The following is a 25,744-nucleotide window of genomic DNA, read 5'->3' as shown; positions in this document are numbered from 1 at the left end:
GGGCAAATTGCTGACCAGAGGGTAGAAACCCTAACCAAAAGTATGGACAGCATGACCGATACGGCCCTGCACAATACGCAAGTTCAAAAAGGCTGCATGCGTCCCTTGGCATTGCCAGTCCTGATATACCTTGCCACTGTCGTCGTTCCGATACGCTTCCAAATTGGTCCATTACAGATGACCGGGCTACGGCTTTACCTTGCTCTCTTGCTGATACCGCTTACAGTCAATCTGCTGCGGGGGTGCTATGGTAGATTATACTTCACAGATTTGCTCCTGACCCTCTATGTCGCTTGGGCTGCACTTGCGATAAGCGTAAACTCCCCGGCGCAGGCTATAGAAAGTGCTGGCTCCAATATCATCGAAGTTATGGGCGGCTACCTTCTGGCAAGGGCCTATATCCAAACCAAACAACAGTTCACGACAGTGATATATTGTCTGGCTGGTCTCGTGACCCTAAGCCTGCCCTTCGCAATTTATGAGGCTTTCACGGGTCGACCGCCGTTGATCGAAGCCATCCGTGCGTTACCCGGCCTTAACAGTGTTGCAATTGTCAATATAGAACCCCGCTTAGGGTTGGAACGCGTACAGGTCCTTTTTGCGCATCCGATCCACTATGGGCTCTTTTGTTCAACCGCTGCGGCATTGGTGTTTGTCGGCCTGAAACCTAAAATTGGCTTCGCATCAAGAACGTTTCTACTCGTCCTAATCTCAACCTGCTGCTTTCTGGCCCTATCCAGCGGCGCATTTCTGGCGCTTTTGCTACAGCTCTTTCTCATCGCATGGGCGTTCCTCTTTAGCTTTACGAACCGTCGTTGGGTGCTGCTCACCGCAGCCATCATAATGGCCTATATTACTATAGACCTTTTATCGAACCGGACGCCTCTTCGTGTCTTTTTCAGCTATGCAACATTCTCTGCCCATAATGCCTATTGGCGCGGCATTATTTTTGAATGGGGCATGGTCAATGTCTGGGCCAATCCGATTTTTGGCATCGGCTTGAACGACTGGGTGCGACCCAGCTTCATGCGGTCTGGTAGCATGGATAACTTCTGGCTCGTGGTTGCTGTGCGATATGGAATTCCTGCATTTGTTTTCCTGCTCTGGGCATATCTAGCCACTGTTTGGCGTATCGCGCGTCATAACTTACATGACGATACAGATTTCCTTCATCTAAGACGTGCCTGGGTCTTCTGTCTGACAGGCCTGACCTTCACCCTATGCACGGTCCATATCTGGACCGCGATCTATTCCTTCGTGTTTTTCCTTTTTGGCGCCGGGCTTTGGTTCTTAAGTGCCTCGTCCAAAACCACAGGTATAGCTGCATCAAAAGATACCGAACTTACCTATAGCCGGAACCTTCCGACCCGATTTGTCCGAAAATCTGAGGCCAACATATGACCAAACATCTTGGCGTCGCAATTGTCACCTATAATTCTGCCGATGTAATACTTGACTGCCTGGAAACACTTCTGGCTGCGGCAGGCCCTGTTTGCTTGACCATTGCCATCGTTGATAACGCCTCCACAGACGATACGTGCATACGGATCGAAGACTGGGCCAGCGGTCGTCTTCGCTATCACCAACCAGATAATGTACCGTTTCAGATCAAACCTGTAGAAAAACCTATAAAACTGCAGGACGGCATCACAAAACATGACCAAATCGCGCTTATCAGAGTCCCGATAAACAGTGGGTTCGCTGCGGGGGTCAACATAGCGCTTGATCAATTGAGCCAAATTCCCGAACTGTCTAGGTTCTGGATACTAAACCCGGACTGCCTTGTTCCACCCCAAACCCCCGAACGCTTTGCTGAATATGACAAACCCTATGCTCTTTTGGGCGGGCGAATTCAGTACGCCGACCCGGCCGACATAATCCAGATCGACGGCGGCATAATAAATGCTTGGACGGGCGTAACTGGTAACCTGAACCTTGGACAGAAAAGCAGTGAAACATGCGAACCAGATGCCAGTCAGCTAGGCTTTATTTCCGGCGCCAGCATGGTTGCTTCACGTGATTTCCTCGAAGCTGCCGGTCAGCTACCCGAAGACTATTTTCTCTATTATGAGGAGGTCGCATGGGCGATGCGTCGCGGCCCATTACCATTAGCCTATTGTCAGGGCGCATATGTGTATCACAAGGCCGGTACAGCTATCGGTTCCCCAAAGCTCAATGACCAACCATCCGCTTTCTCAACCTATTTCAAGCATCGCGCAAGAATGCTATTTGTCAGAAAGCACAACCCAATCGCTCTACCTGTCGCCTATGCCTACGGCATAACAAAAGCAGTTCAATACTTATTCAAAGGACAGCTCACGCAAACAAAGTCGATCGTAACCGCGTTGCACGGACTAAACCCTCCTGAAAGTGTTAGCGTGCGCCTTTCAGCCGAAACCAAATCGCGGATTTTCAGGGATTCAAATGATATGCTAAACAGCAAAGCCCTATCTGTCAGAACGGGCACTTCGCCTTGAACTCCATCCCGCGCCCGCCATTGGGGTGACGCAGGCGCAAACTTTCAGCATGAAGCATCATACGGGGATAGGTTTCCGCGTCTTCAGAATAGAACGGATCGCCCAGGATCGGGTGGCCGATCTCGCGCATATGGACACGAAGCTGGTGAGACCGGCCTGTTTTGGGCATCAACCGCATCCGCGTCGTGCCATCTTCAATGCGCAGGCGCCGCCAGTCAGTGATAGCCTCTTTACCTGTCTCGTGATCGACATGTTGAAGTGGACGGTTCGGCCAATCAACGATAAGCGGCAGATTAACGCTACCCTCTTTCTCCGCTACTTTACCTTTGACGCGTGCAATGTAGATTTTTCTTGTCTGCCGTTTCTCAAACTGCAAACCTAGGTGGCGTTGCGCCGCAGGGGTCTGTGCAAAGATCATGACGCCTGAGGTATCGCGATCCAGCCTATGGACCAACAAAGCCTGCGGAAAGGCTTGCTGAACGCGCGCGATCAGGCAATCAGAAAGATGCGGACCCTTACCCGGCACCGATAAAAGACCGGCGGGCTTGTCCACAGCCAAAAGCTCTGCATCATCATACAGAACCACAAGCGGAGTTTCAGGGGGATTATAAGTTTCCATTATCCTTCCCTGAATACCTTCGTTACGTGCATAAAATCAATTTTATATCAAACCTTTACCCGTTCTGACTTGGGATCGTAGAAAGGCTTCGAAGACACCTCTGCTTTGACCCGCGTGCCCGCAACGTCAATTTCGTAGCTTGATGCCAAAACATCAGCAAGCTTTTCGTCAGGACATTGCACGTACCCCATACCCATCGCCGCACCAAGATGGTGCCCATAGGATCCTGATGTGAGATAACCGGCAAACTCACCGTCTCGAAAAACTGGTTCTGCATGGTAGAGCAGCGGTTCGGGATCGGTGAGTTTGAATTGCAGCAGCCGCATGTTGAGGCCTTTTTCCTGCTTCTCAAGCACGGCTTCACGGCCAATAAATTTTGGTTTGTCCTTTTTGACAGCGAAACCAAGCCCTGCCTCCATCACATGATCTTCAGATGTGATATCATGACCGAAATGGCGAAAACCTTTTTCGATACGACAGCTATCCATCATATGCATGCCGCAAAGTTTCAGGCCCATATCTTGTCCCGCAGAATGCAGCGTTTCAAACACGTGAGCGGCTTGATCAGAAGAAACATATACTTCCCAGCCCAGCTCACCCACATAGGTGACACGATGGACACGGGCGAGCCCCATTCCAATCTCTATCTCCTGAGCAGTCCCGAATGGGTTGGTGTCATTGGAAAAGTCATTAGGGGAAACACTTTCCAGCAATTTGCGAGAGTTCGGCCCCATGACTGCAAGGATACCTTCGCCTGCGGTCACGTCCGTAATAATCACGTTGAAGTCACCGACATTGCGACGCAACCACGTTTCATCCGACAAACGCGTGGCCGCAGGGGTCACGACCAGATAGGCCGTCTCGGACAGTCTTGTCACTGTAACATCGGCCTCGATCCCGCCGCGTGGATTGAGGAACTGCGTGTAAACGATCTTCCCAACAGGAACAGAATAATCGCCGCCGCCCACATAGTTCATGAAAGCCTCAGCATCGCAACCCTCCACCCGGATTTTGCCGAAAGAGGTCATGTCATACATGCCAACATTCTGCCGGATCGCCATATGTTCTTCTCGAATATTGTCAAAGAAGTTCTGGCGCTTCCAGGAATACTCATATTTTGGTTCTTGGTCCGAATTAGCGAACCAATTCGCACGCTCCCAGCCTGCAAGCTCACCCATCACAGCCCCATGTTGCAGCAGGTGATTGTGAAACGGAGTCCGCCGCACACCGCGCGCAGTCTTCTTTTGTAAGTAGGGGAAATGGTCTGCATAAAGCAGGCCAAGCGTTTCCTTAGAGCGTTCGAATAGATAGGTGCGGTTCCCTTGAAATGGTTGCATACGGGAAATGTCTACATCCCCCAGATCAAATGGCTTTTGCCCCTCATCCATCCATTGCGCCAGCGCTGATCCCGCGCCTCCGGCAGATTGGATCCCGATAGAGTTGAAGCCAGCAGCAACCCAGAAATTATCAAGCTCTGGTGCAAGACCAAGGTGGTAAGCATCATCCGGCGTAAAGCTTTCCGGCCCGTTGAAAAACGTATGAATGCCTGCTTCTGCCAATATCGGCAACCGCTCCACAGCAGCCTCCAGTATCGGCTCAAAATGATCGAAATCTTCCGGGAGCTGGTCGAACTCAAAATCTTTCGGGATATCCAAAGTCCAAGGCTTTGCTACAGGCTCAAAAGCGCCAAGCAGTATCTTGCCAGCATCCTCTTTGTAATAGGCACATTCGTCAGGCACCCGAAGCACAGGCATTTGCGTCAAACCGGTGACATTCTCTGTTACGATATAGAAATGCTCACAAGAATGCAGTGGAACATTGACGCCCGCCATACGGCCCACCTGATGGCCCCACATGCCAGCGCAATTGACGATATGTTCGGCTTCAATATGTCCAGTTTCGCCGTTCTTATCTTCCCAAGTCACACCCGTCGCGCGGCGGCCTTCCCGATGGATTTCCGAAACAGAAAAACCTTCTTTGACCATTGCACCGTTCTGACGTGCCCCTTTTGCCAAAGCATGTGCAATATTGGCCGGATCGCCCTGACCATCAAGCGGCAGATAGACGCCACCAGTTACACCTTCGATATTGATATGGTCGTACTTTTCTTTGACCTCAGCGGGCGAGATTGGGTGGGCCTCCACCCCAAAAGAGCGTGCCATAGCGGCCTGCCGACTTATCTCTTCCAGTCGCTCTTCTGTCAAAGCAACGGTGATCGAGCCACAACGCTTAAAGCCAGTCGCAACGCCAGTTTCAGACTCTAATTTACCATAAAGTTCCTGCGAATACTTAGCGAGCCGTGTCATATTCTTCGTCGCCCGCAGTTGCGCAATCAACCCTGCGGCGTGCCACGTTGTTCCACAGGTGAGTTGCTTGCGCTCAAGCAAAACAATATCTTTCCAGCCGATCTTGGCCAGGTGATAGGCAACCGAACAGCCAATCACGCCGCCACCAATAATCACCACACGCGCTTTAGTAGGAAGTGTCATAGTTCATATCTCCAAGAAACGGGAAAATTCTTCTGCTTTCCGTAAATGTTTTTATCTGGAAGTAGTAAGACTGGTTGAGATGTCATGCGCGGATACGATCGTTTTCAGGATCCCACAGCGGCATATCTTTCTGGACAACCGCTTTGACCCTCCGGCCGTAAATTTCGACCTCAAGTTCGGCACCGGGCTCAGCAAACTCTACCTTGACCATACCAAGCGCAATCGACTTGTTAACACGGTAGCCCCAATCACCGGAGGTCGTCTCTCCAACCACCTCTTCACCCTTCCAAACGGTTGACATATATGGCGCATCATAACCGCAATCATCCAGTACGAGCGTCACGAAGCCTTTTTTACGGCCTTGCTGATATTCATTTTTCAGTGCCTTTTTGCCAGGAAAATCCTGCGGTTTGTCGAGGCGCAAAAAACGATCTAGCCCACTTTCAAGAAGTGTATAATCAGTTGAAAGATCGCCTTTCCAGGCTCGGTAGCCTTTCTCGATCCGCATAGAATTCAACGCATACATGCCAAAGGGTATAGCCCCGGCAGCACGAATTGCCTCATAGACTAGTGCGCTATCTTCAAACGAAGTGTGTACTTCCCAACCCAGCTCACCTGCGAAGGAGATACGGAATAGCTTTGCAGGTTTTCCCGCTACAGTAGCGTCCTGAATGGTTAACCACCCGGCATTCAAATCAACATCACTTATCCCGGCAAACAGATCACGCGATGCTGGTCCTGTCACCAGATGCGTCGACCAATCCTTTGTAATATCGGTCATTTTCACAGAGCCATCGTCAGGCAAACGGCCTACCAGAAATTCAAAGTCATGCCATTGTGCGACGGCAGCTGTCATGAGCCAGAAATCATTCTCGCCCCATCGAATGATTGTCACCTCGGTGATTATCCGCCCGCGACTATCAGTGAAATAGCCCAGATTTATCCGACCGACTTTCGGAAGTGCGCCAGTGATTTGGCCACGCAACCAGTCCGCAGCCATCGCACCCGTAAGAGCATAGCGCGAGAAACCGGGCATATCGAGCACACCAACACCATCGCGCACCGCCTCGACCTCCTCACGCACGCGCGCCGCCCAAGGGCCGTTTCGGGTCCAGGTTTGGGTGCTTTGCTCAGACGTATCGTCACCCGGCATGGAAAACCAATTCGCGCGCTCCCAGCCATTATAAGCCCCCATCTGCGCGCCCGCATCCAGTAGGCTTTGATGGTTTGGTGATAGCTTTTTGTTACGTCCGGCAGACCATTCATGATGAGGAAAATGCATTGCGTATTCGTGACCATAGGTTTCCAATGCTTTGGAACGGCAATAGTCATGGTCAGCATAGTCCGTATATCGACGAGGATCGACGGCCCACATATCCCTCTCTGTCTCGCCATGAATCAACCATTCTGACATGACCTTACCAGCGCCCCCGCCTTGTACGATCCCAAAGGTGAAAGAATGAGCTTCAAAGGCATTTGCCACACCAGGCATAGGGCCAATCATCGGCAATCCATCTGGAGCATAGGGTATAGGGCCGTTGATATTACGCCCTACTCCGGCAGTCCCTAAAGCAGGAACACGCTCCATAGCGTCCTCAATATACCATTCCAGCCGCTCAAGATCATCGGGGTAAAGCTGGAAGCTGAAATCCTCTGGCATTGGATCGTCTTGCGTTATCCAATGCGCCCGGCAATTCCGTTCATATGGTCCAAGGTTCAGGCCGTTCTTGTCTTGCCGCAAATAGTAACTGCTATCCACATCACGGATCATAGGCATTTTATGACCCTGTTCTTTCGTCCATGCGGCAAGTTCTGGGATTTCCTCTGTCAAGAAATACTGGTGGGACATAACAACCATCGGGACAGTGCGTCCCCCAAAAGGCTTAAACCATTCACCGACACGCTGGGCATAATAACCAGCCGCGTTCACCACTTTTTCGCAACGGATGTCACCTTTGCTCGTGTGGACAATCCACTCTGAACCTTCGCGGGAAATCCCGGTAGCTGGGCAAAAGCGTTCGATACGCGCGCCCAGATCACGTGCCCCTTTAGCCAAGGCCTGCGTCAACTGAGCGGGGTCGATATCACCGTCAAGGGGATCCCAAAGCCCCCCTGCAAGGTCGTGGGTTTCCATGAACGGGTTATACGTTTTCAATTCATCCGGCGTGCAGATGTCCATTTGCAAGCCTTGGTAGCGGGCTTGCGAGGCAACCTGTTCGAATTCCTGCATCCGTTCTTTGGTATGAGCCAGACGCAGCGCGCCAGTGACGTGATAGTTCATTGGGTAATCAACGTCACTTGCCAGTGTACGATACATCTCAAGCGAATATCGCTGCATGTTCATCACGGCCCAGTTCGGCGCAAAATTCGGGCAGTTCCCTGCAGCATGCCACGTAGAACCCGCGGTCAGCTCATTCTTTTCGAGCAATACACAATCTGTCCAACCTTCCTTGGCCAAATGATAGAGCGTCGAGACACCAACGACACCTCCGCCAATGATGGCAACGCGGGCTGTGGTAGGGAATTGGTTCATTGCTTTGCCTCTAGTGTATCTCTAATCCACCGCATGCCACAGCCTGTTACGATTGTTGAGACGCCCATCAATAAACCGGCGGTGCGATGACCCAGATGATAACGGCTATAACATCATAGGGGTTACTCCAGCGAAACGGCTGACCTTTAATACGAAAACTATCGCCAGCATCCAGATGATGAAGTGTATCGTCTATCCACAGGTCCAACTTTCCAGAAATAATGTATCCGACTTCCTGAGTGGGGCGCTGTACCACGTCGGTAATCTGCGCGCCCGGCTCAAATGTGGAGTGAACAACTTCAAAATCATCGGTCAGATCAGGCGAGAGCAGCTCTTCGACCAGCCCTGCCTCGCGCGACCCGATAGGGCGGCGCGCTGTCGCACGAACGATATGGCCCAATTCCTCCGCTGGGACAGAATTTTGACGGAAAAGGCTCGAAACTGAAACATCGAGTGCATTTGCCATATGCCGCAGGTCGGTGATTGAAGGCTCAGACAGATCCCGCTCAACCTGAGAGAGCCAGCCAACAGAACGGCCAAGCTTGTCGGCAAGTTGCATCAACGTCAGACCACGGGTCTTGCGTAGTGCCCGAAGATCAGATCCGAGACTTGGGACATTATGGATTGGGCGTTCTAGCATTGTATACATCTTACAATTTAGGAAATGAAAAAAATCACCTTTTTTTCATTTAGGCCGAAAATCAAACTAAATCAAGAAAAACTACAGTTCAGTATCTGTTGAAGTGCGTTGGCATCTTCCCGGTCAAAAGCACCTGACATATCACTGTCGATATCAAACACAGCTATCAGCACGCCGCTTGAATCCCACACAGGTAATACCAGTTCCGATTGGGTAGAGCTTGCGCAGGCGATATGATCCGGAAACGCATTAACATCGGCAACTATCTGGGCTTCCCCGGTTCGCGCAGCAGCGCCACAGACACCGCGGGAAAACGGGATCACCAGACAGCCATGACCGCCCTGATAGGGGCCGATTTTTAGCAGCTCTGGGGCGACAACACGATAAAACCCCGTCCAGTTGAAACAATCATCAGCATGATGCACCTCGCAGGCTATCGTAGCCATAAGTGCAACAGGATCATCCTCGCCCTCGGTCAGTGATGCAATCGTCTTGGCAAGGGCGTCATAGTCAGCCATCAAGGCCGCTCAATTGCAATAGCCGTGCCTTCGCCGCCACCAATACAAATCGCCGCGATACCGCGTTTGAGATCACGTTTTTCAAGCGCATTCAGAAGCGTGACCATGATCCGCGCACCAGATGCCCCGATGGGGTGTCCCAGGGCGCATGCTCCGCCATTCACGTTCATTTTGGTGCGCGGGATGTTCATTTCCTGCATGAAAGCCATTGGGACCACGGCAAAGGCCTCGTTGACTTCCCAAAGGTCCACGTCTTCGACATCCCAACCCAAAGATTTCAGAAGCTTTTGCGCCGCCGGAACAGGGGCGGTAGTAAACCACCCCGGTGCCTGAGCGTGGCTTGCATAACCAAGAATGCGAGCGCGAACAGGAATACTTTGCGCTTTGGCGGCATCCTCGGAAGACAAAACCAAAGCCGCTGCGCCATCCGAAATCGAGCTCGAATTTGCCGCCGTAACTGTTCCGCCATCGCGGAATGCGGGCTTCAGATTTGGTATCTTCTCGGGCATCGCCTTGCCGGGTTGCTCATCTTCACTGATCAGGATTTCGCCTTTCCGGTTGGCCACAGTAACAGTTGTGATTTCCCCATCGAAAGCACCTGATTTCTGTGCTGCAATAGCGTTAGACAACGAGCACAGAGCATAATCATCCTGCGCAACACGAGTGAACTGGAATTTCTCGGCGCAATCCTCGGCAAATGTACCCATGAGACGGCCCTTGTCATAAGCATCTTCAAGCCCATCAAGAAACATCGAATCCTGAACGCTCTGGTGCCCGATCCGCGCACCGCCCCGCATTTTAGGTAAGAGATAAGGGGCATTGGTCATGCTCTCCATGCCGCCTGCGACCATGGTGTCCGCGTGACCCAAAGCGATCTGATCAAATGCCATCATTGCGGCTTTCATACCTGATCCGCACATCTTGTTAAGCGTGGTTGCCGGGACATCGTCAGACAAGCCTGCGGCAAACCCCGCTTGACGTGCGGGCGCTTGGCCTTGGCCTGCCGGCAATACACAACCCATCAGCAACTCATCCACGGTTGTCAGCTTTGCTTGCGTCAGCGCGCCTTTAATCGCGGTCGCCCCCAGTTCTGCCGCACTCAAAGCGCTAAAAGCACCTTGGAAGCCGCCCATTGGTGTCCGGCTGGCACCTACTATGACAACATGTTTCATCCAGTATTTGCTCCAATATGACCTTACCATTGCATACCGAATAGTAACCTTTGCCGTCTAGGCCTGACGATACACGTAGATAGGAGAAGCTACATGAAGCTCGGTTTCCAAGATAGGCAAGACGCCAAAGTGGTGAAGGTAGATGCTGATCGAATTGATGCCGCCAGCGCAATCCAATTTAAGGATCAGTTTCGAGATATTATCGCGCAAGCAGATGGTCGCGTCATAATGGACCTAAGCCAAGTATCATTTATGGACAGTAGCGGCTTGGGCGCAATTGTTGCCGTTATGAAAATGCTTAAAGGACGTAAGCTGGAATTGGCAAATCTTACACCTGCGGTGGACAAAGTTATGACGTTGACGCGTATGAATACGGTTTTTGTGATCCATGCTGATCTTGAAATTGCATTTTCTACGACATCAGACACAGAAAACAGCTCCGACGCAGCTTAAATATCAACAGCGCCGTTTCGAAGGAGAGCAGGTGCAAAATAACTTCCAAGTTGAAACGGCTGATCCCATGACTGTTCGCACTCTGGTCTGTAAGATTGTTGCGACATTGGAAAAGTCATGGCCCGGCACTTTGGAAACACTTGGCAACACCGAGTTGGTATTGGCTGAAGTGCTGACAAATATTGCAGAGCACGGGTACGGCACCGAAAAATCAGGCCCAATTAGCGTACAGACAAATCTAAGAAATTATTGCCTTGAGGTTTTGGTTCAGGACCAAGGGCATCCAATGCCTGAACTGAAAGTTCCTGACCCCGTTATACCCGATATATCTGTGCCAATTGAATACTTGCCCGAGGGGGGATTCGGCTGGCTTTTAATCCGAGAATTGACTGAATTCGTGATTTATGAACGATCCGGTCAAACGAACATATTAAAGTTCCAAATTAAATCTCTAGCTTAATCATTAGCTTACAGCGGAAACAATGACGCTAGAGTGTTTCCAGAACCCTGCCTTAAAATCTTCACAAAGAATCCCAATCAGCGCCAGATTGAATCGTAAAAGTGTCTACAGAGCTACACAGCTTCCCTCGGCACCGCGTTTATCAGCCCCCACCCAGATGCGTGGTGTCGAGGACTATCTCTCCCATAGACAATACCATTATCAAGCCTATGCTGACTTTTTGAATAGTTAGCTAAGGTCAGCCAAATATGCGCGATTTTCATCAACCGGGCCGCTCATCCGTTTTTGCAACGAATGGAATGTGTGCAACGTCTCATCCTCTTGCCGCCAAGGTTGCAGTTCAGATGTTGGAAGCAGGCGGTAATGCTGTTGATGCCGCCATTTCCGCTGCTGTGTTGTTGGGCATTTGCGAGCCGCAAATGACAGGAATTGGTGGGGATTGTTTTGTATTACTGAAGCCTGCTGGTGAAGATAGAATTGTGGCCCTAAACGGCTCAGGTCGCGCCCCGGCCGGTCTGTCTGCTCACAAATTGCGGGATTCTGGCCTTGCAAAAATGCCTATAGATACGCCCGATGCAGTCACGATCCCCGGTGCGATTGACGCTTTTTGCCGACTGTCAAAAGACTGGGGTAAACTGGGCTTAAAAGCGGCATTAGCCCCTGCAATTTACTATGCCGAGGCAGGCGTTCCCGTTGCTGCACGAACTGCTTTCGACTGGAAAGAAGCAGAGGCAGCCCCAAAGGGTGCCGCGGCAAAATACTATCTATTCAACGGCAAAGCACCAGCCCCCGGTCAGATTTTCCGCGCACCAGCCCAAGCAGATGTGTTACGTCGGATCGCTCAGGACGGTCGCAAGGGGTTTTACGAAGGTGAAGTTGCCGAAGATATGGTTGCGTCACTTCAGGCTCTTGGCGGAACGCACAATCTGGAAGACTTTGCCGCCACTTCCTGTGACTATACAGACCCTATTTCTGGCACATACAAGGAAATGGAACTGGTCGAGCACCCGCCAAATGGTCAAGGGGCGACTGCAATCCTGATGAACAATATTCTTGCGAATTTTGATATCGCGAATATGGACCCGATAGGCACCCAACGCGCTCATATCGAAGCAGAAGCCTCGAAACTCGCTTATGACACCCGTAACAGGTTTCTATCTGATCATGACCATATGTCCCGACTGGATCACATGCTGGCACTGGAAACTGCGGATAAGCTGGCCGCATTGATCAACACTAAAAAAGCATCCACCGATCCGACCAAGCTGTCAGAAAGCGTCCACAAGGAAACCATCTATCTGACTGTAGTTGATAAAGATCTGATGGCGGTATCGTTAATCTACTCGATTTTTCACAGTTTTGGGTCTGGTCTTGCGTCAGACAAGTTCGGAATTCTTTTCCAAAATCGTGGCGCAGGCTTCTGCCTTGAGGAAGGTCATGCAAACGAAGCAGCTGGTGGCAAACGCCCTATGCATACGATCATTCCAGGTATGTTGAAGAAAAACGGGAAAGTTATCATGCCGTTTGGTGTGATGGGTGGGGCCTATCAACCCAATGGGCACGCGAGATTTGTCAGCAATATTGTCGACTTCGGCCTGCACCCCCAGGCTGCGATTGATGCACCGCGCAGTTTCTCCGATGCAGGCGATATGAAAGTGGAGCGCGGATATTCAGCTTCGGTCCGGCAGGAACTGTCTGATATGGGTCATGCGGTCTCAGTACCCGACATTCCTATAGGCGGTGCACAAGCGATCCTGATTGACTACGAAAACGGCATTTTACAAGGCGCATCTGACCCTAGGAAAGACGGTTGCGCGTTGGGGTATTAATTGAAGTTGAACTGCAGGGGGTATTTTCCCAAACCGTCATAGTCGCCAAACATAGCGCTCAGATCCGGGTGATCCACCGGTTCACCCGATCTGTCTGGCGTCAGGTTCTGCTCGGACACATAGGCGACATAGTAGCTTTCGTCATTCTCGGCCAAAAGGTGGTAGAATGGTTGATCCTTACGCGGACGACTTTCAGCAGGGATGTTATCATACCACTCTTCGGTATTTGAAAACTCCGGATCCACGTCAAAAATAACCCCTCTGAAAGGGTGCTTCTTATGGCGCACGATCTGGCCCAGCATATATTTAGCTTGAGTTTTCAGCATATCATTGCAACCCCTGGATTCTGTAGATAGACCCGATCAGGGTCTAATGTCCATAAAATAGAGACGATTTTCTAGGAAACAGTTTGTGAACTTGACTCTTACAGTTCTTGAAATAGTCGCCCCTGTCTTCTTGCTGGCGTCTGTTGGGTTTATCTGGGTCAAGCTTGGCTTCGACTACCGGATAGAGTTTGTGACCCGTCTGGCGATGACACTTTCAGTACCGTGTCTGATTTTCGTTGCATTGATGAAAACCGATATTGAGCCAGACGCCTTAACGACCGTATCTCTGGCCGCAATCACAGCTTATGCTCTGGTTACAATAGGGTGCTTCATCATGGTACGCGCAGCACGCCTTGAAGCGCGCACTTTTCTTGCACCACTGATCTTTGGAAATACAGGCAATCTCGGGCTTCCTTTGGCTTTATTTGCCTTCGGAGATGCGGGGTTAAGCTACGCGGTCGTCATTTTTGCGATTATGGCAATCTACTCCTTCACCTTTGGGGTCTGGTTGGTATCCGGCGGCGGGTCCGTGATAAAGGTGATAAAGGAGCCCCTTGTTGCCGCAACGCTTTTGGGCGCCCTGTTTCTTTGGCAAGGCTGGCAAACTCCACGCTTCCTGACCAACACACTTGAACTGACAGGCCAGATGGCGATCCCGATGATGCTTATTACGTTAGGTGTCGCCTTAGCTCGCCTGAAACCACAGAATGTATCGCGTGCAATCTGGCTATGTATCCTGAAAGCTGCGCTTTGTATCGGTGCCGCGTGGGGCGCTGGGCATTGGTTTTCGCTTGATCCGATCCCGTTTGCCGTTCTGATTCTTCAGGTATCGACCCCGGTGGCTGTCACATCTTACCTTCTGGCCGCAAAATATGAGGCTGACTCTGGTGCTGTGGCGGGCCTTGTCATCGTCTCAACCTTGCTTTCGGTAGGCTTTATCCCGCTAACACTGGCATTTTTGATCTGAGACAGGGCTCATATCTGTTTTCCTGACATAAATTTTGTCGTATGATTGAGAAAAGCCAAAAAGGCCGAGCAGGTATAATGAAAAAAAATATTCGCCTTATGGCGTTTTTGCTTCTTTTAGCGGCATGTGGTTCATCAGGCAACGCGCCCCCGCGAAATCTGGATAACGCATGTTCAATCGTAAGCCAAAATCCTAACTGGCTAAAAGATATGAAGCGGACTGAGCGTAAATGGGGCATTCCAGTTCCAGTACAGATGGCCACGATATACCATGAAAGTAAATTCGTGGGCGATGCGCGAACCCCGCTACGGTATACTTTGGGTGTGATCCCAATGGGCCGGCAATCATCGGCATTCGGTTATAGTCAGGCCTTGGACGCGACTTGGAAAGAATACCAGAATGATGAAGGCGGGCGCAGAGCCAAGCGTGACAACTTCCGCGATGCGGTTGATTTCATCGGTTGGTATATGGATGGCAGCTCTGAACGGCTGGGGATTTCCAAAGCTGACGCACGCAATCAATACTTGGCGTATCACGAAGGCCGGACCGGGTTTGCCCGCGCAAGCTACAATAACAAAGCGTGGTTGCTGCGGGTCTCAAATGACGTTGAGACCCGAGCAGTGCTCTATCAAAACCAGCTGATCGGCTGCGGGAAAGTGTAAATAGGCGGCGGGGTTAATTAGAAACCCCGAGCCGCCATTTCCTGGGGTATATTGAAAGGCCGTGCTCCGATCTGAACATTGCGCTTCAACTCACCCAATATCACTGTCGTCTGATCACCCGTCTCATTCGTGATCACCCACTGGCGCAACTGAACTGGATTACCGGTGAATTTCAACTCTATACTGCCATATTCCGGATGCTCAGGGTCTTGGGCCTTCACAACAGTTGCAGTGCCATCATCGCTATGCCCCACAACCATGTTCGACCGGTTCAGATTCACATTCCGAGCCAAAATCAGATTAAGCGGCGTCCGCTTCAGTGGAAATTGCTCAGGTCGAACATTTGAGCGCGGGTCGAATATCGCAACCTGCCCACCCCCTGCGATCACAAGGCTCTTGTCAGGCGGTGCATACTCAAACCGAGCACGACCCGGCCGTTTTATATAGATTTTACCTTTCGTGACGGAACCATCGCTGTTCACTTGTGTGAAGTCCGCAGAGGCCGACTGCAATTCATTCAGATATTGGGACAACTGGCCCAATGGTATCTTTTCCGCCCACGCTGGCACCGCCAAAGCAAGCGACAGAAGGGGCACGAGGATCAGGTTTCTTATCATGATTAACAAATAAGCCTTACATCTGCAGAATAAACCCACAACCGATCACGAAGTTGAAACATGGCTTATTACTGCTCAGGCACCAGAATTTCGCGTTTTCCAACATGGTTAGCAGGTGAAACGAGGCCTTCATCCTCCATCTGCTCAACCAAACGGGCGGCTTTATTATAGCCGATAGCAAGTTTGCGCTGAATATATGAGGTCGAGCATTTCCGATCCTGCAACACAACCTGCACAGCCGTGTCATATAATGCATCTTCGCCATCCGTATTTCCGCCAAGACCCAGAACAAGATCAATATCGCTGGATTTTTCTTCGCTTGGCCCATCGACAACGCCGGACATATAGGCAGGGGGACCGAAGGATTTCAGGTGATTGACAATTTCTTCAACCTCCTCATCTGACACAAACGGGCCATGGACGCGGGTGATTTTAGATCCACCAGCCATGTAAAGCATGTCGCCCATACCAAGCAGTTGCTCAGCACCCTGTTCGCCCAGAATAGTCCGTGAGTCGATCTTGGATGTAACCTGAAAACTGATCCGCGTCGGGAAGTTGGCCTTGATCGTACCGGTAATAACATCAACCGAAGGGCGCTGCGTGGCCATGATCAGGTGGATACCAGACGCCCGCGCCATCTGCGCAAGGCGTTGAATGCAAGCCTCGATCTCTTTGCCCGCGACCATCATCAGGTCGGCCATCTCGTCCACGATCACAACGATATAGGGCATCTTTTCAGGTTGGAACTCTTCTGTCTCAAAAATTGGCTCGCCGGTCTCATCATCAAAGCCGGTTTGAACGGTACGGCTGAACATCTCATTGCGCGATAACGCATCCGCTACACGCCCATTATAACCATCAATGTTGCGCACGCCCATTTTGGACATCTTGCGGTAACGCTCCTCCATCTCGCCAACAACCCATTTCAAGGCCACAACAGCCTTTTTAGGGTCTGTAACAACAGGTGACAGCAGGTGCGGGATGCCATCATAAACACTAAGTTCCAGCATTTTCGGATCGATCATGATCAGGCGACATTCCTCAGGTGTCAGCTTGTAGAGAAGCGACAGGATCATTGTATTGATCGCCACAGATTTACCTGACCCCGTGGTCCCGGCAATCAGAAGGTGAGGCATCTTGGCAAGGTTCGCAACGATTGCTTCGCCGCCAATATCCTTACCCAAAGCAAGGGGGAGTTTTTGATTACCATCGCCGAAATCTCGCGCAGACAGGATTTCACGCAGAACGACCATTTCACGCTTTTCGTTTGGCAGTTCAATTCCGATAACAGACCGACCTGGCACTGTAGATACCCGTGCAGACAGGGCAGACATGGATCGCGCAATATCATCAGACAACCCAATGACACGGCTTGCCTTCAGACCCGGCGCGGGTTCAAGCTCATACATCGTGACGACTGGGCCAGGACGAACCGACACGATCTCGCCCTTCACGCCATAATCATCCAAAACAGCCTCAAGCATCCGCGCGTTTTCTTCCAAGGCTTCGTTCGACAGGTGATGCCGTTCAACCGTTGATGGGTTCATCAGAAGGTTCAGCGGGGGTAACTCAAAAGCCGGTCCGCTTTCTTCGAACTTGAGCGTTGGCTGCGCTTCAGCCTGCGCTTGGCGCGATGGAGCAACAGCTTTACGCACCGGCTGTTGAACAACAGCCTTAGGCTCTGGCGTCGCTGGGGTTCTGTTTAAAACTGGCATCGGCTCTGGATCATACAGATCATCCACGCCGTCTTCCAAATGAGGTGTTTCCCGATGTAAAACCGGTTCTACGCGACCTTCTGCGGCTGTCAGGCTTGGCTCGACACGGTCATCGACTGCATTAATATCCAATGGTGTTGTGCGGCGCATACGGTTTTTGATGACATCTGCAATCTTCGACTTGATCCTGTCTTCAGACCCTTGTGGTTCATGAGGCACGACATGGACAGGGTCTTCAATCATAACATTTTCAGGCTCAACCACGCGTTTGACCAGATTGGGTACAATCGAAAAAAGCCCCTGTTTAGGCGGTTCAGACTCTAGAATTGGTTTAGGTGCTGCTGGTACTGGCTGCGCATGTGATGGCGGAACAACCACTGGTGTACGGCGCAAACTTGGACCCGGTACGGGTTGATCGTCCTCATAATCCTGCTCCGCGGACAAACGGGCTTCTCGCCGCTCAGCCCGTTTGTCACTTACCGCCCGCGCTGCAATCACAGCGCCTTTGCCGGCAGTCCCAAACACCCTACGAATACTGACATAGCTCATAACCAAACCAATCAGCATGAACCGCAAAAGCTTCTGTAGCTCCCGCTTGTCAAAGCCCAGAACAAACAAAGATAAAACAATTAGGCCTGCAAAAACGACCAGCGACAGAACTTTTAACCCGAAGGTTGCGCTGATCGGTACGACACCAAGGATCGCCCCCAAAACGGTATCGCCAAACAGCCCCCCAACCCGAAGGAGTGGGTCCATTCCGATACAGGCACGTGAGTCGAGGCGTAAACAGATGCCAACGCAATCGCCAACGGGGCAAAGATCAACCGGTTCACGGCCCGATCTTCCCCTCGGTGCAGCGCAAAACGCAGGCCCCATGTGATCGCAACCAGCGGAATTGCCCAAGCGCCAAAGCCGACAATAACAAACAGCGGGCTCGCAAGGGACGCACCAAAGCGACCAAGCCAGTTGCGCGCTGGCTCATCAGTGGCAGACAGCCAGCTTGGGTCTTCCGGAACGTAAGAAACCAACAGCAACATCATCATGACGCCGACAAACAACAAACCGAAACCGAACAACTCTTTGCCCCGCTTTTCTATTGCCGCCTGCATATCGCTATCCAGTAATGGATCGCGTTGTCGTGCCGGATACGCCATTATGTGCCTCGCCTTCTCACTTATAAATACAGTTCTTTAGTGCAATCAGCCCCGGCTGCACCTCTGCCATTGGGGCCACCAAAGCGGCCCGGATATATGTCTCGCCGGGGTTTTGATCCCCGAAGTCACGTCCCAGATAGGAACCGGGCAGAACTTTCACACCAGTTTCGGTCCAAAGCCGCTTCGTTGCCTCTTCCCCGTTTTCAACAGGCAACCATAGGAAAAACCCTGCTTCTGGCGGCAAGTAGCCTTCGAGGCCTGAAAACAGAGTGTCTGAGTATTCCAGTTTTTCGCGGTAGAGCGCGCGGTTGGCTTCCACATGCGTCTCATCCGCCCAGACTTTTTCTGCAACACGCTGTAAAGGCAACGCAAGCGGAGCGCCCGCATAGTTGCGCAAGCTTTTAAGTCTTTTGATAGACTCAGCCCCCGTTGCAACAAAGCCAGACCGAAGACCTGCAAGGTTTGAACGCTTCGACAGCGAATTGAATAATGCAACCCGTTCAGGGTCGACACCCTTGTTATCTGCTACCGTCAATGCACCCATTGGTGGCGTTTCACGGTAAATCTCGGAATAGCACTCGTCTGCGAAAATCTTGAAATCATACTTTTCAGCCAGATCAAATAAGCTCGCCCAATAAGTCTTGTCCGCAACCGAACCCTGAGGGTTTGAGGGAGAACAGATATACGCAACAGCCACCCGGTTCAGGATATCCGCTGGCAAAGCGCCGTAATCTGGCAAAAAGCCCGTTTCCCGCGTCGCAGGTACGTATACCGGCTCTGCCCCGACTGCCAGTGCTGCAACCGCATAAACCTGATAAAATGGATTTGGCGTCAGAATAACCGGGCGTTGGCCACGTTGCTGTTCCGGGCAAAGCGCGATGGCCGCGTTGAACAGCCCTTCGCGCGTGCCATTGAGTGGCAATATCTGCGTTTCGGCATCGCGCAATACATCATAACGACGTTTGATCCAGTCAGAAATCGCACCACGCAGTTCTGGCGTGCCATCATTCGGCGGATATCCCCCAAACCCATCTGAATGTTCAGAAATGATATCCATAATCCAATGAGGAAAGGGGTGTTTGGGCGTCCCGATCGTCATATCAACGGGATCCCCGCCGGCATCTAATCCGTCGAGAAGCATCCGCAGGCGCGGAAATGCGTAAGGGGGCAGGTTCGAAAACCGCTCTGGAAAGGTCATTGGACCACTTTTACTGCCTCAAGGTCGGGATCATTAACGTCCCGTTTTGTTTAAATTACCCATTTGAGGACGTTCGGTCCAGCATATTGCGCGGTTTTTTTGCACCCGCTGAAAACGGTTGTGTCATTTTCGCCGGCCAGGACAACACTGCTTCTGCCGCAGACCCCAAACGCAGCAAGCGTTCCTCACTGAATGGGGCCGATAGAAACATGATCCCAGTCGATGGTAATCCGGTTGGCAAAGTCAGGCCCGCAAGCCCCATCAGATTACCGATTCTTGTATTGCGTAGAGTCAGCAGGTTTTCAGTAATGTAGTATTCGCTATCTGTAAGAAGACGTTCCCGATTGGGCGGCAGGATAGGTGACGTTGGCAGGATCACAGCATCAAAACCGGCTGTCTTGTCTGCCCAAACCTTACGGAAACCTTCCAGCCTTTGCCATGCCATAACGAAATCAGCGGCCTTTGCATCCCTTCCGGTGCGAAACCGATCCAAAATCTCGGCGAACATTAGCTGAGGGTTGGCTTCAATCGTGTCTTTCCAGGTGCCATAGGCTTCGGGCGCGAACAGAATACCTGACATGGCCAAGGCATCTGCGACTTCCGGAATCTCGTGCGCTTCAACTATAGCGCCCGCAGATTGCAGGCGCTCAACGGCACTTTGAAATCCGGCACGCGGTTCATCACGAGTATCGTCAAATGCACTTGTTTTGAGTATCATCAGGCGTACACCTTCAAGCGATGCCCCGCGCACATCAATCACTTTAGAGCCTTCCAGCGCGGAAAGCAGCTGCGCTGCATCTTCAACAGATCGGCAGAGCGGTCCGACCGTATCGAAACTGGGACAAAGCGGAACAGTACCTTTTACTGACACACGCCCAATTGTGGTTTTCAAACCGACCAAGTCGTTCCAAGCCGCGGGAATACGCACTGAACCCCCTGTATCAGACCCTATTCCGGCTGTAGCCAGGTTAAAGGCAATCGAGGCTGCAGCCCCGGAGGAAGAGCCCCCGGCCACTGCATCCAAATCATTTACACAGGGCGGTGTCGCAGTAATCGGATTTAACCCAAGCCCTGAGAAGGCAAGTTCCGACATATGGGTCTTGCCGATACACACGAGCCCAGCTTTGGTTGCCTTTGCCAAAACGTCCGCGTCACGATCAGGTATCCGGTCTTTCAAAAGGGCACTGCCAGCCTCGGTTGCAATACCGGCTGTATCAAACAGATCCTTCCACGAAATTGGCACACCATCCAGCAAACTGCGGCGCAGCTCCAGCTTAGCGCGATCACGGGCAGCCTCTGCCTCGGCCATTGCGCGGGTTTCTGTAAAGCGGGCATAGATGCGGCTGGACAGCTTATGGTCCTTAGCCGCAGCAAGATACACTTCGGTCAGGGCAACCGGATCAATCTCGCCCGCGCCAATACCGCGCCCCAGATCGCTTGCTGTCATACCCAGCCATAGTTCAGACATCTATGCCCCCTTGTTATCCAACCTGACGGTAGCGGCACGACATCGCATGGACAATCCCGCAAAGCTATCCATATTGCAGCTTATGAAAGTTGACAGCGATATCATTATTGTGGGCGGCGGCCTGAATGGCTGCATCTTGGCCTTGGCTCTTGCAAGCGGTGGGGTCAGTGTCACACTCATCGACACGTTGCCTAATGATACGCGCCAACTGGCAGAATTTGACGGGCGTTCCTATGCCTTGGCGTTAACATCAAAGCGTTTGCTGTCTGCACTTAGCATATGGCCGGGCATCACTGAACATGCGCAACCGATGTTGGAGATCAAAGTCACCGATGGTCGGGCTGGCGAAGGGCCGTCACCTTTCTGGATGCATTTCGATCACCGCGAAATCGAAGAAGGCCCCATGGGTTATATGATCGAGGACCGCCACCTCCGCCGTGCCTTGTTGCAATCAATAGAACAAGATCCCAAAATCACCCATTTGGCACCTGAAACCGTTGTCGCACAATCTGTGAACCGAACAACCGCAAGTGTTACGCTTGACAGTGGGCGTAGCTTAACAAGCCATCTGCTGGTTGGCTGCGATGGCAGGACCAGCAGCACTGCACAACGCGCGGGCATCAAACGCAGCTTCAAAGACTATAACCAAACTGCCGTGGTTGCTGCCATTGGGCATGAGAAGCCGCATAACGGCATAGCCCATCAATTTTTTATGCCCGCTGGGCCGCTGGCGATCTTGCCACTAACAGGAAACCGCAGCTCAATCGTCTGGGCTGAAAGCCACGCAAGAGCAGCAGAGCTGACTACAATGAATGACGATGCGTTTATTCAGGCATTACGACCTGCGTTTGGCGATTTTCTGAGTGACTTACATGTCGCTGGGGCGCGTTTTTCTTACCCTTTGAACCTGACACTTGCGGATGCGCTAATTGCAGATCGCTTGGCGTTGCTGGGCGATGCCGCCCATGGCGTACATCCCATTGCCGGCCAGGGTCTGAATCAGGGCTTGCGGGATGTTGGAGCCTTGGCAGAGGTCATTGTAGATGCAAAACGGCGTGGCGAAGATATCGGTGCGCCAGATATTCTGGAGCGTTACGCAACGTGGCGACGTTTTGACGTCACCACACTTGCCTGGGCAACGGATGGGTTCAACCATCTGTTTTCAAATGATAACCCCATACTTCGTGTGGGCCGTGATATTGGAATGGGCTTGATCAATTCGATACCTGCCCTGCGAAGAGGCTTTATACGCGAGGCCGCTGGTTTGACCGGAGATGTCCCTCGGCTTTTGCAAGGCCGGGCGCTTTAATCTTCAAGTTGACGTGCTTCGTCGACCAGCATGATTGGGATGCCGCCTTTGATAGGAAAAGCCAGATGCGCAGCTTTTGAAATCAACTCTTGCGTTTCTGCATTATAACTTAGAAGGCCCTGCGTTACGGGGCAGACCAATCCATCCAGCATACGGCGATCGAACTTCATCTCACTCACTGCAAAACTTCTTCCGATGATCCACCACGCAAAGCAAACTCAATCAAAGTGATCAGCGTTTCCCGCCGCGTAGTTAACGATGGAGCCTCTAACAAGGCCTGCTTTTCTTCTGGCTCAAATGGGCAAAGCATCGATAGAGAATTAATCAACAGCTCCGCATCGGCGTCTTTCAAGCTGTCCCAATCTGTCTGCAAATCCTGCTCCGCAAAATATCGAGATAACAGCTTCAAAAATTTTGGCCGATCAAAACCCTTATCTGTTTCGGCAGGTCCAATGTCTCGTTCAAACCCGTCCCAAGTAACCTCAGCCCGACGATAAGGGGTAAAGCCTACAATCTCCTGTCGCATACGATATCGAGAAATCCCGGAAAGCGTGACCATATAACGCCCATCTTCGGTTTCCGAGAACTGAGTAACCCGACCTGCACAACCAATCGAATGTAATTGCGCCTTCCCGCCTGGGCCATCATGGGGTTGTACCATTCCTATCAGCCGGTGCGATGTCTTCAGCGTATCCTCAAACATCTGTAGATAGCGCGGCTCGAAAAGATGCAGGGGCAACCGCGCGCGCGGTAATAGCAAGGCACCCGGCAACGGGAAAACCGGAATCGTATCGGGTAGATCGGCACTTGGGAACATGATTAAGACTTAGACCAGAACCCCAATCAGGCAAATATCATCGACGATAATTTGCGGCGCCCAGACAAAACAATCGGGTCCTCTGGTTTCAACGCATCGAAAATCGTGAAGAGTTGAGCTTTCGCAGCACCATCATTCCATTCGCGATCTTTGCGGAAAAGCTCTAACAGATGATCAACAGCACCCTGAGTATCGCCAGACGCGTGTAACGCGGTTGCCAAATCAAATCTGGCTTGGTGGTCGTTCGCATCAGCCTCAATTTTTGCCAGAAGATCATTCACCGGACCCGCATCCGCTGCCTGTTCCAGTAAGGCCAACTGCGCCCTTACTGCCTCAAGCTCTGGTGCCGTGGCAATGGAGTCAGGCGCATTGTCCAACAGTGCCTGAACTTGGTCAATTTCCTCCAGTGCAAGGTGCGCTTTGATCAATCCGGAATAAGCAGCGGCATTTTCCGGCTCTTCCCCAAGAATTGCCGCAAACGTCTGCGCCGCATCAACAGCTGCACCTTCCTCAAGCATAGTTTCAGCGGCACTGACCGCTTCTTCTAAACCGCCATCATCACCATCACCTGCCAAGGCAATTAGCTTGTCAACGAATGCCTTGATCTCGCTCGCAGGCAGAGCGCCTTGAAACGCATCAACCGGCTGCCCTTTATAAAACGCAAAAACCGTTGGAATGGACTGAACCCGAAGCTGCGCTGCAATCTGCTGGTTCTGGTCCACGTCAATCTTGACCATTTTGACCTTTCCAGCGGCTTGGGTCACGGCGGCCTCAAGGTTAGGACCAAGTGTTTTGCATGGACCGCACCAAGGGGCCCAGAAATCTACGATAACAGGGGTTTCCTGACTGACCTCGATCACATCAGCCATAAAGCTCATCTCTGAGCTGTCCTTGATCAAATCGCCCGCTTCGGCGTTTGCGCCACCACCTAATTCCAGCATGACCATTCTCTCCTTGAAGTTGTTCCTTTATATGGAAGCTATATGGACGGAAACCAAGGGTGAAATTCCAAAGCTACCCGAAAGATGTCGAATGGCTTTTAAAACAAGCGAAAAGATCATGGGCATGGATACCCAGACATGGGCCCGCCACGCTAATCCGTTGAGCGTTTATACTCGGTTCACATGCCTTCCCCTTATCGTTCTGGCAATCTGGAGCCGTAGCTGGATAGGCCTGTGGTGTCTGCTACCTTTGGCAATCGCACTTGTTTGGACCTGGTATAACCCACGCGCTTTTCCTTGCCCGGTTGGAACAGATAACTGGGCCTCAAAAGGTACATTCGGAGAGCGTGTCTTTCTGAATCGCAAAACAATACCTATTCCGAAACATCATGAGCATTGGGCTTACTTGCTGAGTGTGATCTCGGGGTTAGGGCTTTTACCACTTATATACGGCCTTTGGGTGTTTGATCTGTTTGCTACCTTATTTGGTCTGGTCACAACAATCGGGGCTAAGGTCTGGTTTGTTGATCGCATGGTTTGGCTCTATCAAGATATGAAGGATACAAACCCGACCTATGCAAGCTGGATGCGTTACAAATCGAATGTGGCGAAAACAGGTGCGTGATCACTTGGCTTTTCCCATCCACGCACAGTGCGCAGGATACGCGACCCATGCGCCGCAGACGCAATATCCGATGTTGCCCAAACATGATCTAGTCGGCGACCTTTATCTGCCGCATCCCAGTCTTTCGCCCGATATGACCACCAGGAATAGAGCTGCCCATCCGGAATATCGGCGCGGGTCACATCAACCCATTTGCCTGCATCCTGAGTTTCAGCCAGATGCTCTACCTCTATAGGTGTATGGCTCACAACTTTCAAAAGCTGCTTATGCGACCAGACATCGTCTTCGCGTGGCGCTATGTTCAGATCACCGACAAGGATAGACTTTGCGGGCTTATCCTCGTGAAAAGCATCCCGCAGCTCTGTCAGGTAATCCAGTTTTTGGCCAAACTTTTCGTTCACGTCTCGGTCAGGCACATCGCCCCCCGCCGGAATATAATGGTTGTGGATCACAACCCCATTGTCAAGCCGCGCTGCGATATGCCGGGCATGTCCAAGGGAAGCATAATCAGCCGCCCCGGCCTCCGTAATGGGCAATTTTGAAATGATTGCCACACCGTTATACCCTTTCTGCCCGCGCGCAACCATGTAGGTATAGCCCAGCGCCTTGAAGCCCTCGACCGGGATTTTATCCACCGGGCTTTTGCATTCCTGAAGACACAGGATATCCGGGGCTTCTTCCTGTAGCAGTTTCAGCACGATAGGTTCGCGCAATCGGACAGAGTTTATGTTCCAGGTCGCAAGGGTGAAGGGCAT

General features: G+C 51.6%; 23 protein-coding genes and 1 pseudogene. 9 read left to right on the top strand and 15 right to left on the bottom strand.

What is annotated here, in order from left to right; genetic code table 11:
- Positions 1-51: 51 nt before the first annotated feature.
- Both ACZ1HF_RS13905 and ACZ1HF_RS13900 read left to right on the top strand, forming a co-directional pair.
- Entirely contained in the window at positions 52-1,401 is a 1,350-nt protein-coding gene (locus ACZ1HF_RS13905) for an O-antigen ligase family protein (RefSeq protein WP_472658073.1), read from the top strand.
- Positions 1,398-2,477, top strand: a complete 1,080-nt coding sequence (locus ACZ1HF_RS13900; protein WP_472658072.1) for a glycosyltransferase family 2 protein — start codon at positions 1,398-1,400, stop codon at positions 2,475-2,477. Before ACZ1HF_RS13905 ends, ACZ1HF_RS13900 begins: the two co-directional genes overlap by 4 nt.
- Here the strand turns inward: ACZ1HF_RS13900 and ACZ1HF_RS13895 are convergent.
- The 6 genes from ACZ1HF_RS13895 to ACZ1HF_RS13870 form a co-directional block, all read right to left on the bottom strand.
- The gene (locus tag ACZ1HF_RS13895; protein ID WP_472658071.1) at positions 2,455-3,096 is read right to left on the bottom strand and encodes a pseudouridine synthase; all 642 of its coding nucleotides are present in this window, start codon (positions 3,094-3,096) and stop codon (positions 2,455-2,457) included. The genes ACZ1HF_RS13900 and ACZ1HF_RS13895 overlap by 23 nt on opposite strands.
- Positions 3,097-3,143: 47 nt before the next feature.
- The gene (locus tag ACZ1HF_RS13890; RefSeq protein WP_472658070.1) at positions 3,144-5,585 is read right to left on the bottom strand and encodes a GcvT family protein; all 2,442 of its coding nucleotides are present in this window, start codon (positions 5,583-5,585) and stop codon (positions 3,144-3,146) included.
- A gap of 82 nt (positions 5,586-5,667) precedes the next feature.
- Positions 5,668-8,118 carry a GcvT family protein gene (locus ACZ1HF_RS13885; protein WP_472658069.1) on the bottom strand — a complete coding sequence of 817 codons (2,451 nt, stop codon included), beginning with the start codon at positions 8,116-8,118 and terminating at the stop codon, positions 5,668-5,670.
- Between the two features lie 67 nt (positions 8,119-8,185).
- The gene (locus ACZ1HF_RS13880; protein WP_472658068.1) at positions 8,186-8,758 is read right to left on the bottom strand and encodes a helix-turn-helix domain-containing protein; all 573 of its coding nucleotides are present in this window, start codon (positions 8,756-8,758) and stop codon (positions 8,186-8,188) included.
- Between the two features lie 71 nt (positions 8,759-8,829).
- Positions 8,830-9,276, bottom strand: a complete 447-nt coding sequence (locus tag ACZ1HF_RS13875) for a GAF domain-containing protein (protein WP_472658067.1) — start codon at positions 9,274-9,276, stop codon at positions 8,830-8,832.
- Positions 9,276-10,448, bottom strand: a complete 1,173-nt coding sequence (locus ACZ1HF_RS13870) for a thiolase family protein (RefSeq protein ID WP_472658066.1) — start codon at positions 10,446-10,448, stop codon at positions 9,276-9,278. Before ACZ1HF_RS13870 ends, ACZ1HF_RS13875 begins: the two co-directional genes overlap by 1 nt.
- Positions 10,449-10,541: 93 nt before the next feature.
- On the opposite strand from ACZ1HF_RS13870, the gene ACZ1HF_RS13865 reads away from it, so the two are divergent.
- The 3 genes from ACZ1HF_RS13865 to ACZ1HF_RS13855 all read left to right on the top strand — a co-directional run bounded on the left by ACZ1HF_RS13865 (position 10,542) and on the right by ACZ1HF_RS13855 (position 13,190).
- Entirely contained in the window at positions 10,542-10,901 is a 360-nt protein-coding gene (locus ACZ1HF_RS13865; protein WP_472658065.1) for an STAS domain-containing protein, read from the top strand.
- Positions 10,902-10,932: 31 nt separating this feature from the next.
- The gene (locus tag ACZ1HF_RS13860) at positions 10,933-11,361 is read left to right on the top strand and encodes an ATP-binding protein (RefSeq protein WP_472658064.1); all 429 of its coding nucleotides are present in this window, start codon (positions 10,933-10,935) and stop codon (positions 11,359-11,361) included.
- 248 nt (positions 11,362-11,609) lie between these two features.
- Positions 11,610-13,190, top strand: coding sequence for a gamma-glutamyltransferase family protein (locus ACZ1HF_RS13855; RefSeq protein WP_472658063.1), 1,581 nt, complete (start codon positions 11,610-11,612; stop codon positions 13,188-13,190).
- Here the strand turns inward: ACZ1HF_RS13855 and hspQ are convergent.
- Complete coding sequence (gene hspQ / locus ACZ1HF_RS13850; protein WP_472658062.1) at positions 13,187-13,516, bottom strand: heat shock protein HspQ; 330 nt, start codon at positions 13,514-13,516, stop codon at positions 13,187-13,189. The genes ACZ1HF_RS13855 and hspQ overlap by 4 nt on opposite strands.
- 85 nt (positions 13,517-13,601) lie before the next feature.
- Between hspQ and ACZ1HF_RS13845 the strand changes: the two genes are divergently transcribed.
- Both ACZ1HF_RS13845 and ACZ1HF_RS13840 read left to right on the top strand, forming a co-directional pair.
- Complete coding sequence (locus ACZ1HF_RS13845; RefSeq protein ID WP_472658061.1) at positions 13,602-14,483, top strand: AEC family transporter; 882 nt, start codon at positions 13,602-13,604, stop codon at positions 14,481-14,483.
- Between the two features lie 77 nt (positions 14,484-14,560).
- Complete coding sequence (locus ACZ1HF_RS13840; protein ID WP_472658060.1) at positions 14,561-15,145, top strand: transglycosylase SLT domain-containing protein; 585 nt, start codon at positions 14,561-14,563, stop codon at positions 15,143-15,145.
- A 17-nt stretch (positions 15,146-15,162) separates the two neighbouring features.
- Here the strand turns inward: ACZ1HF_RS13840 and ACZ1HF_RS13835 are convergent, their stop codons facing one another.
- The 4 genes and pseudogenes from ACZ1HF_RS13835 to ACZ1HF_RS13820 form a co-directional block, all read right to left on the bottom strand.
- Positions 15,163-15,762, bottom strand: a complete 600-nt coding sequence (locus ACZ1HF_RS13835; RefSeq protein WP_472658059.1) for a LolA family protein — start codon at positions 15,760-15,762, stop codon at positions 15,163-15,165.
- Positions 15,763-15,830: 68 nt separating this feature from the next.
- Positions 15,831-18,631: pseudogene (locus ACZ1HF_RS13830) on the bottom strand (DNA translocase FtsK).
- A 16-nt stretch (positions 18,632-18,647) separates the two neighbouring features.
- Positions 18,648-19,829, bottom strand: a complete 1,182-nt coding sequence (locus tag ACZ1HF_RS13825; protein WP_472658058.1) for an aminotransferase class I/II-fold pyridoxal phosphate-dependent enzyme — start codon at positions 19,827-19,829, stop codon at positions 18,648-18,650.
- 55 nt (positions 19,830-19,884) lie between these two features.
- On the bottom strand, positions 19,885-21,297 hold the full coding sequence (locus tag ACZ1HF_RS13820) for an amidase (RefSeq protein ID WP_472658057.1): 1,413 nt from the start codon (positions 21,295-21,297) through the stop codon (positions 19,885-19,887).
- Between the two features lie 46 nt (positions 21,298-21,343).
- Here ACZ1HF_RS13820 and ACZ1HF_RS13815 point away from each other — a divergent pair, with 46 nt between their 5' ends.
- The gene (locus ACZ1HF_RS13815; RefSeq protein ID WP_472658056.1) at positions 21,344-22,606 is read left to right on the top strand and encodes a UbiH/UbiF/VisC/COQ6 family ubiquinone biosynthesis hydroxylase; all 1,263 of its coding nucleotides are present in this window, start codon (positions 21,344-21,346) and stop codon (positions 22,604-22,606) included.
- On the opposite strand, the gene ACZ1HF_RS13810 is transcribed toward ACZ1HF_RS13815, so the two are convergent.
- The 3 genes from ACZ1HF_RS13810 to trxA are packed head-to-tail and all read right to left on the bottom strand — an operon-like array spanning position 22,603 to position 24,364.
- Entirely contained in the window at positions 22,603-22,776 is a 174-nt protein-coding gene (locus ACZ1HF_RS13810) for a Trm112 family protein (RefSeq protein ID WP_472659053.1), read from the bottom strand. The genes ACZ1HF_RS13815 and ACZ1HF_RS13810 overlap by 4 nt on opposite strands.
- Positions 22,777-22,781: 5 nt before the next feature.
- On the bottom strand, positions 22,782-23,423 hold the full coding sequence (locus tag ACZ1HF_RS13805; protein ID WP_472658055.1) for an LON peptidase substrate-binding domain-containing protein: 642 nt from the start codon (positions 23,421-23,423) through the stop codon (positions 22,782-22,784).
- 26 nt (positions 23,424-23,449) lie between these two features.
- Positions 23,450-24,364 carry a thioredoxin gene (trxA, locus tag ACZ1HF_RS13800; protein WP_472658054.1) on the bottom strand — a complete coding sequence of 305 codons (915 nt, stop codon included), beginning with the start codon at positions 24,362-24,364 and terminating at the stop codon, positions 23,450-23,452.
- A gap of 91 nt (positions 24,365-24,455) precedes the next feature.
- Between trxA and ACZ1HF_RS13795 the strand changes: the two genes are divergently transcribed.
- Positions 24,456-24,989, top strand: coding sequence for a DUF6653 family protein (locus tag ACZ1HF_RS13795; RefSeq protein ID WP_472658053.1), 534 nt, complete (start codon positions 24,456-24,458; stop codon positions 24,987-24,989).
- Here the strand turns inward: ACZ1HF_RS13795 and ACZ1HF_RS13790 are convergent.
- Positions 24,956-25,744, bottom strand: coding sequence for an exodeoxyribonuclease III (locus ACZ1HF_RS13790; protein ID WP_472658052.1), 789 nt, complete (start codon positions 25,742-25,744; stop codon positions 24,956-24,958). The two genes, ACZ1HF_RS13795 and ACZ1HF_RS13790, sit on opposite strands and share 34 nt — an antisense overlap.

This window comes from Litoreibacter sp. GN1-5 (assembly GCF_055693805.1).
This window is presented reverse-complemented; position numbering and strand designations above follow the sequence as displayed.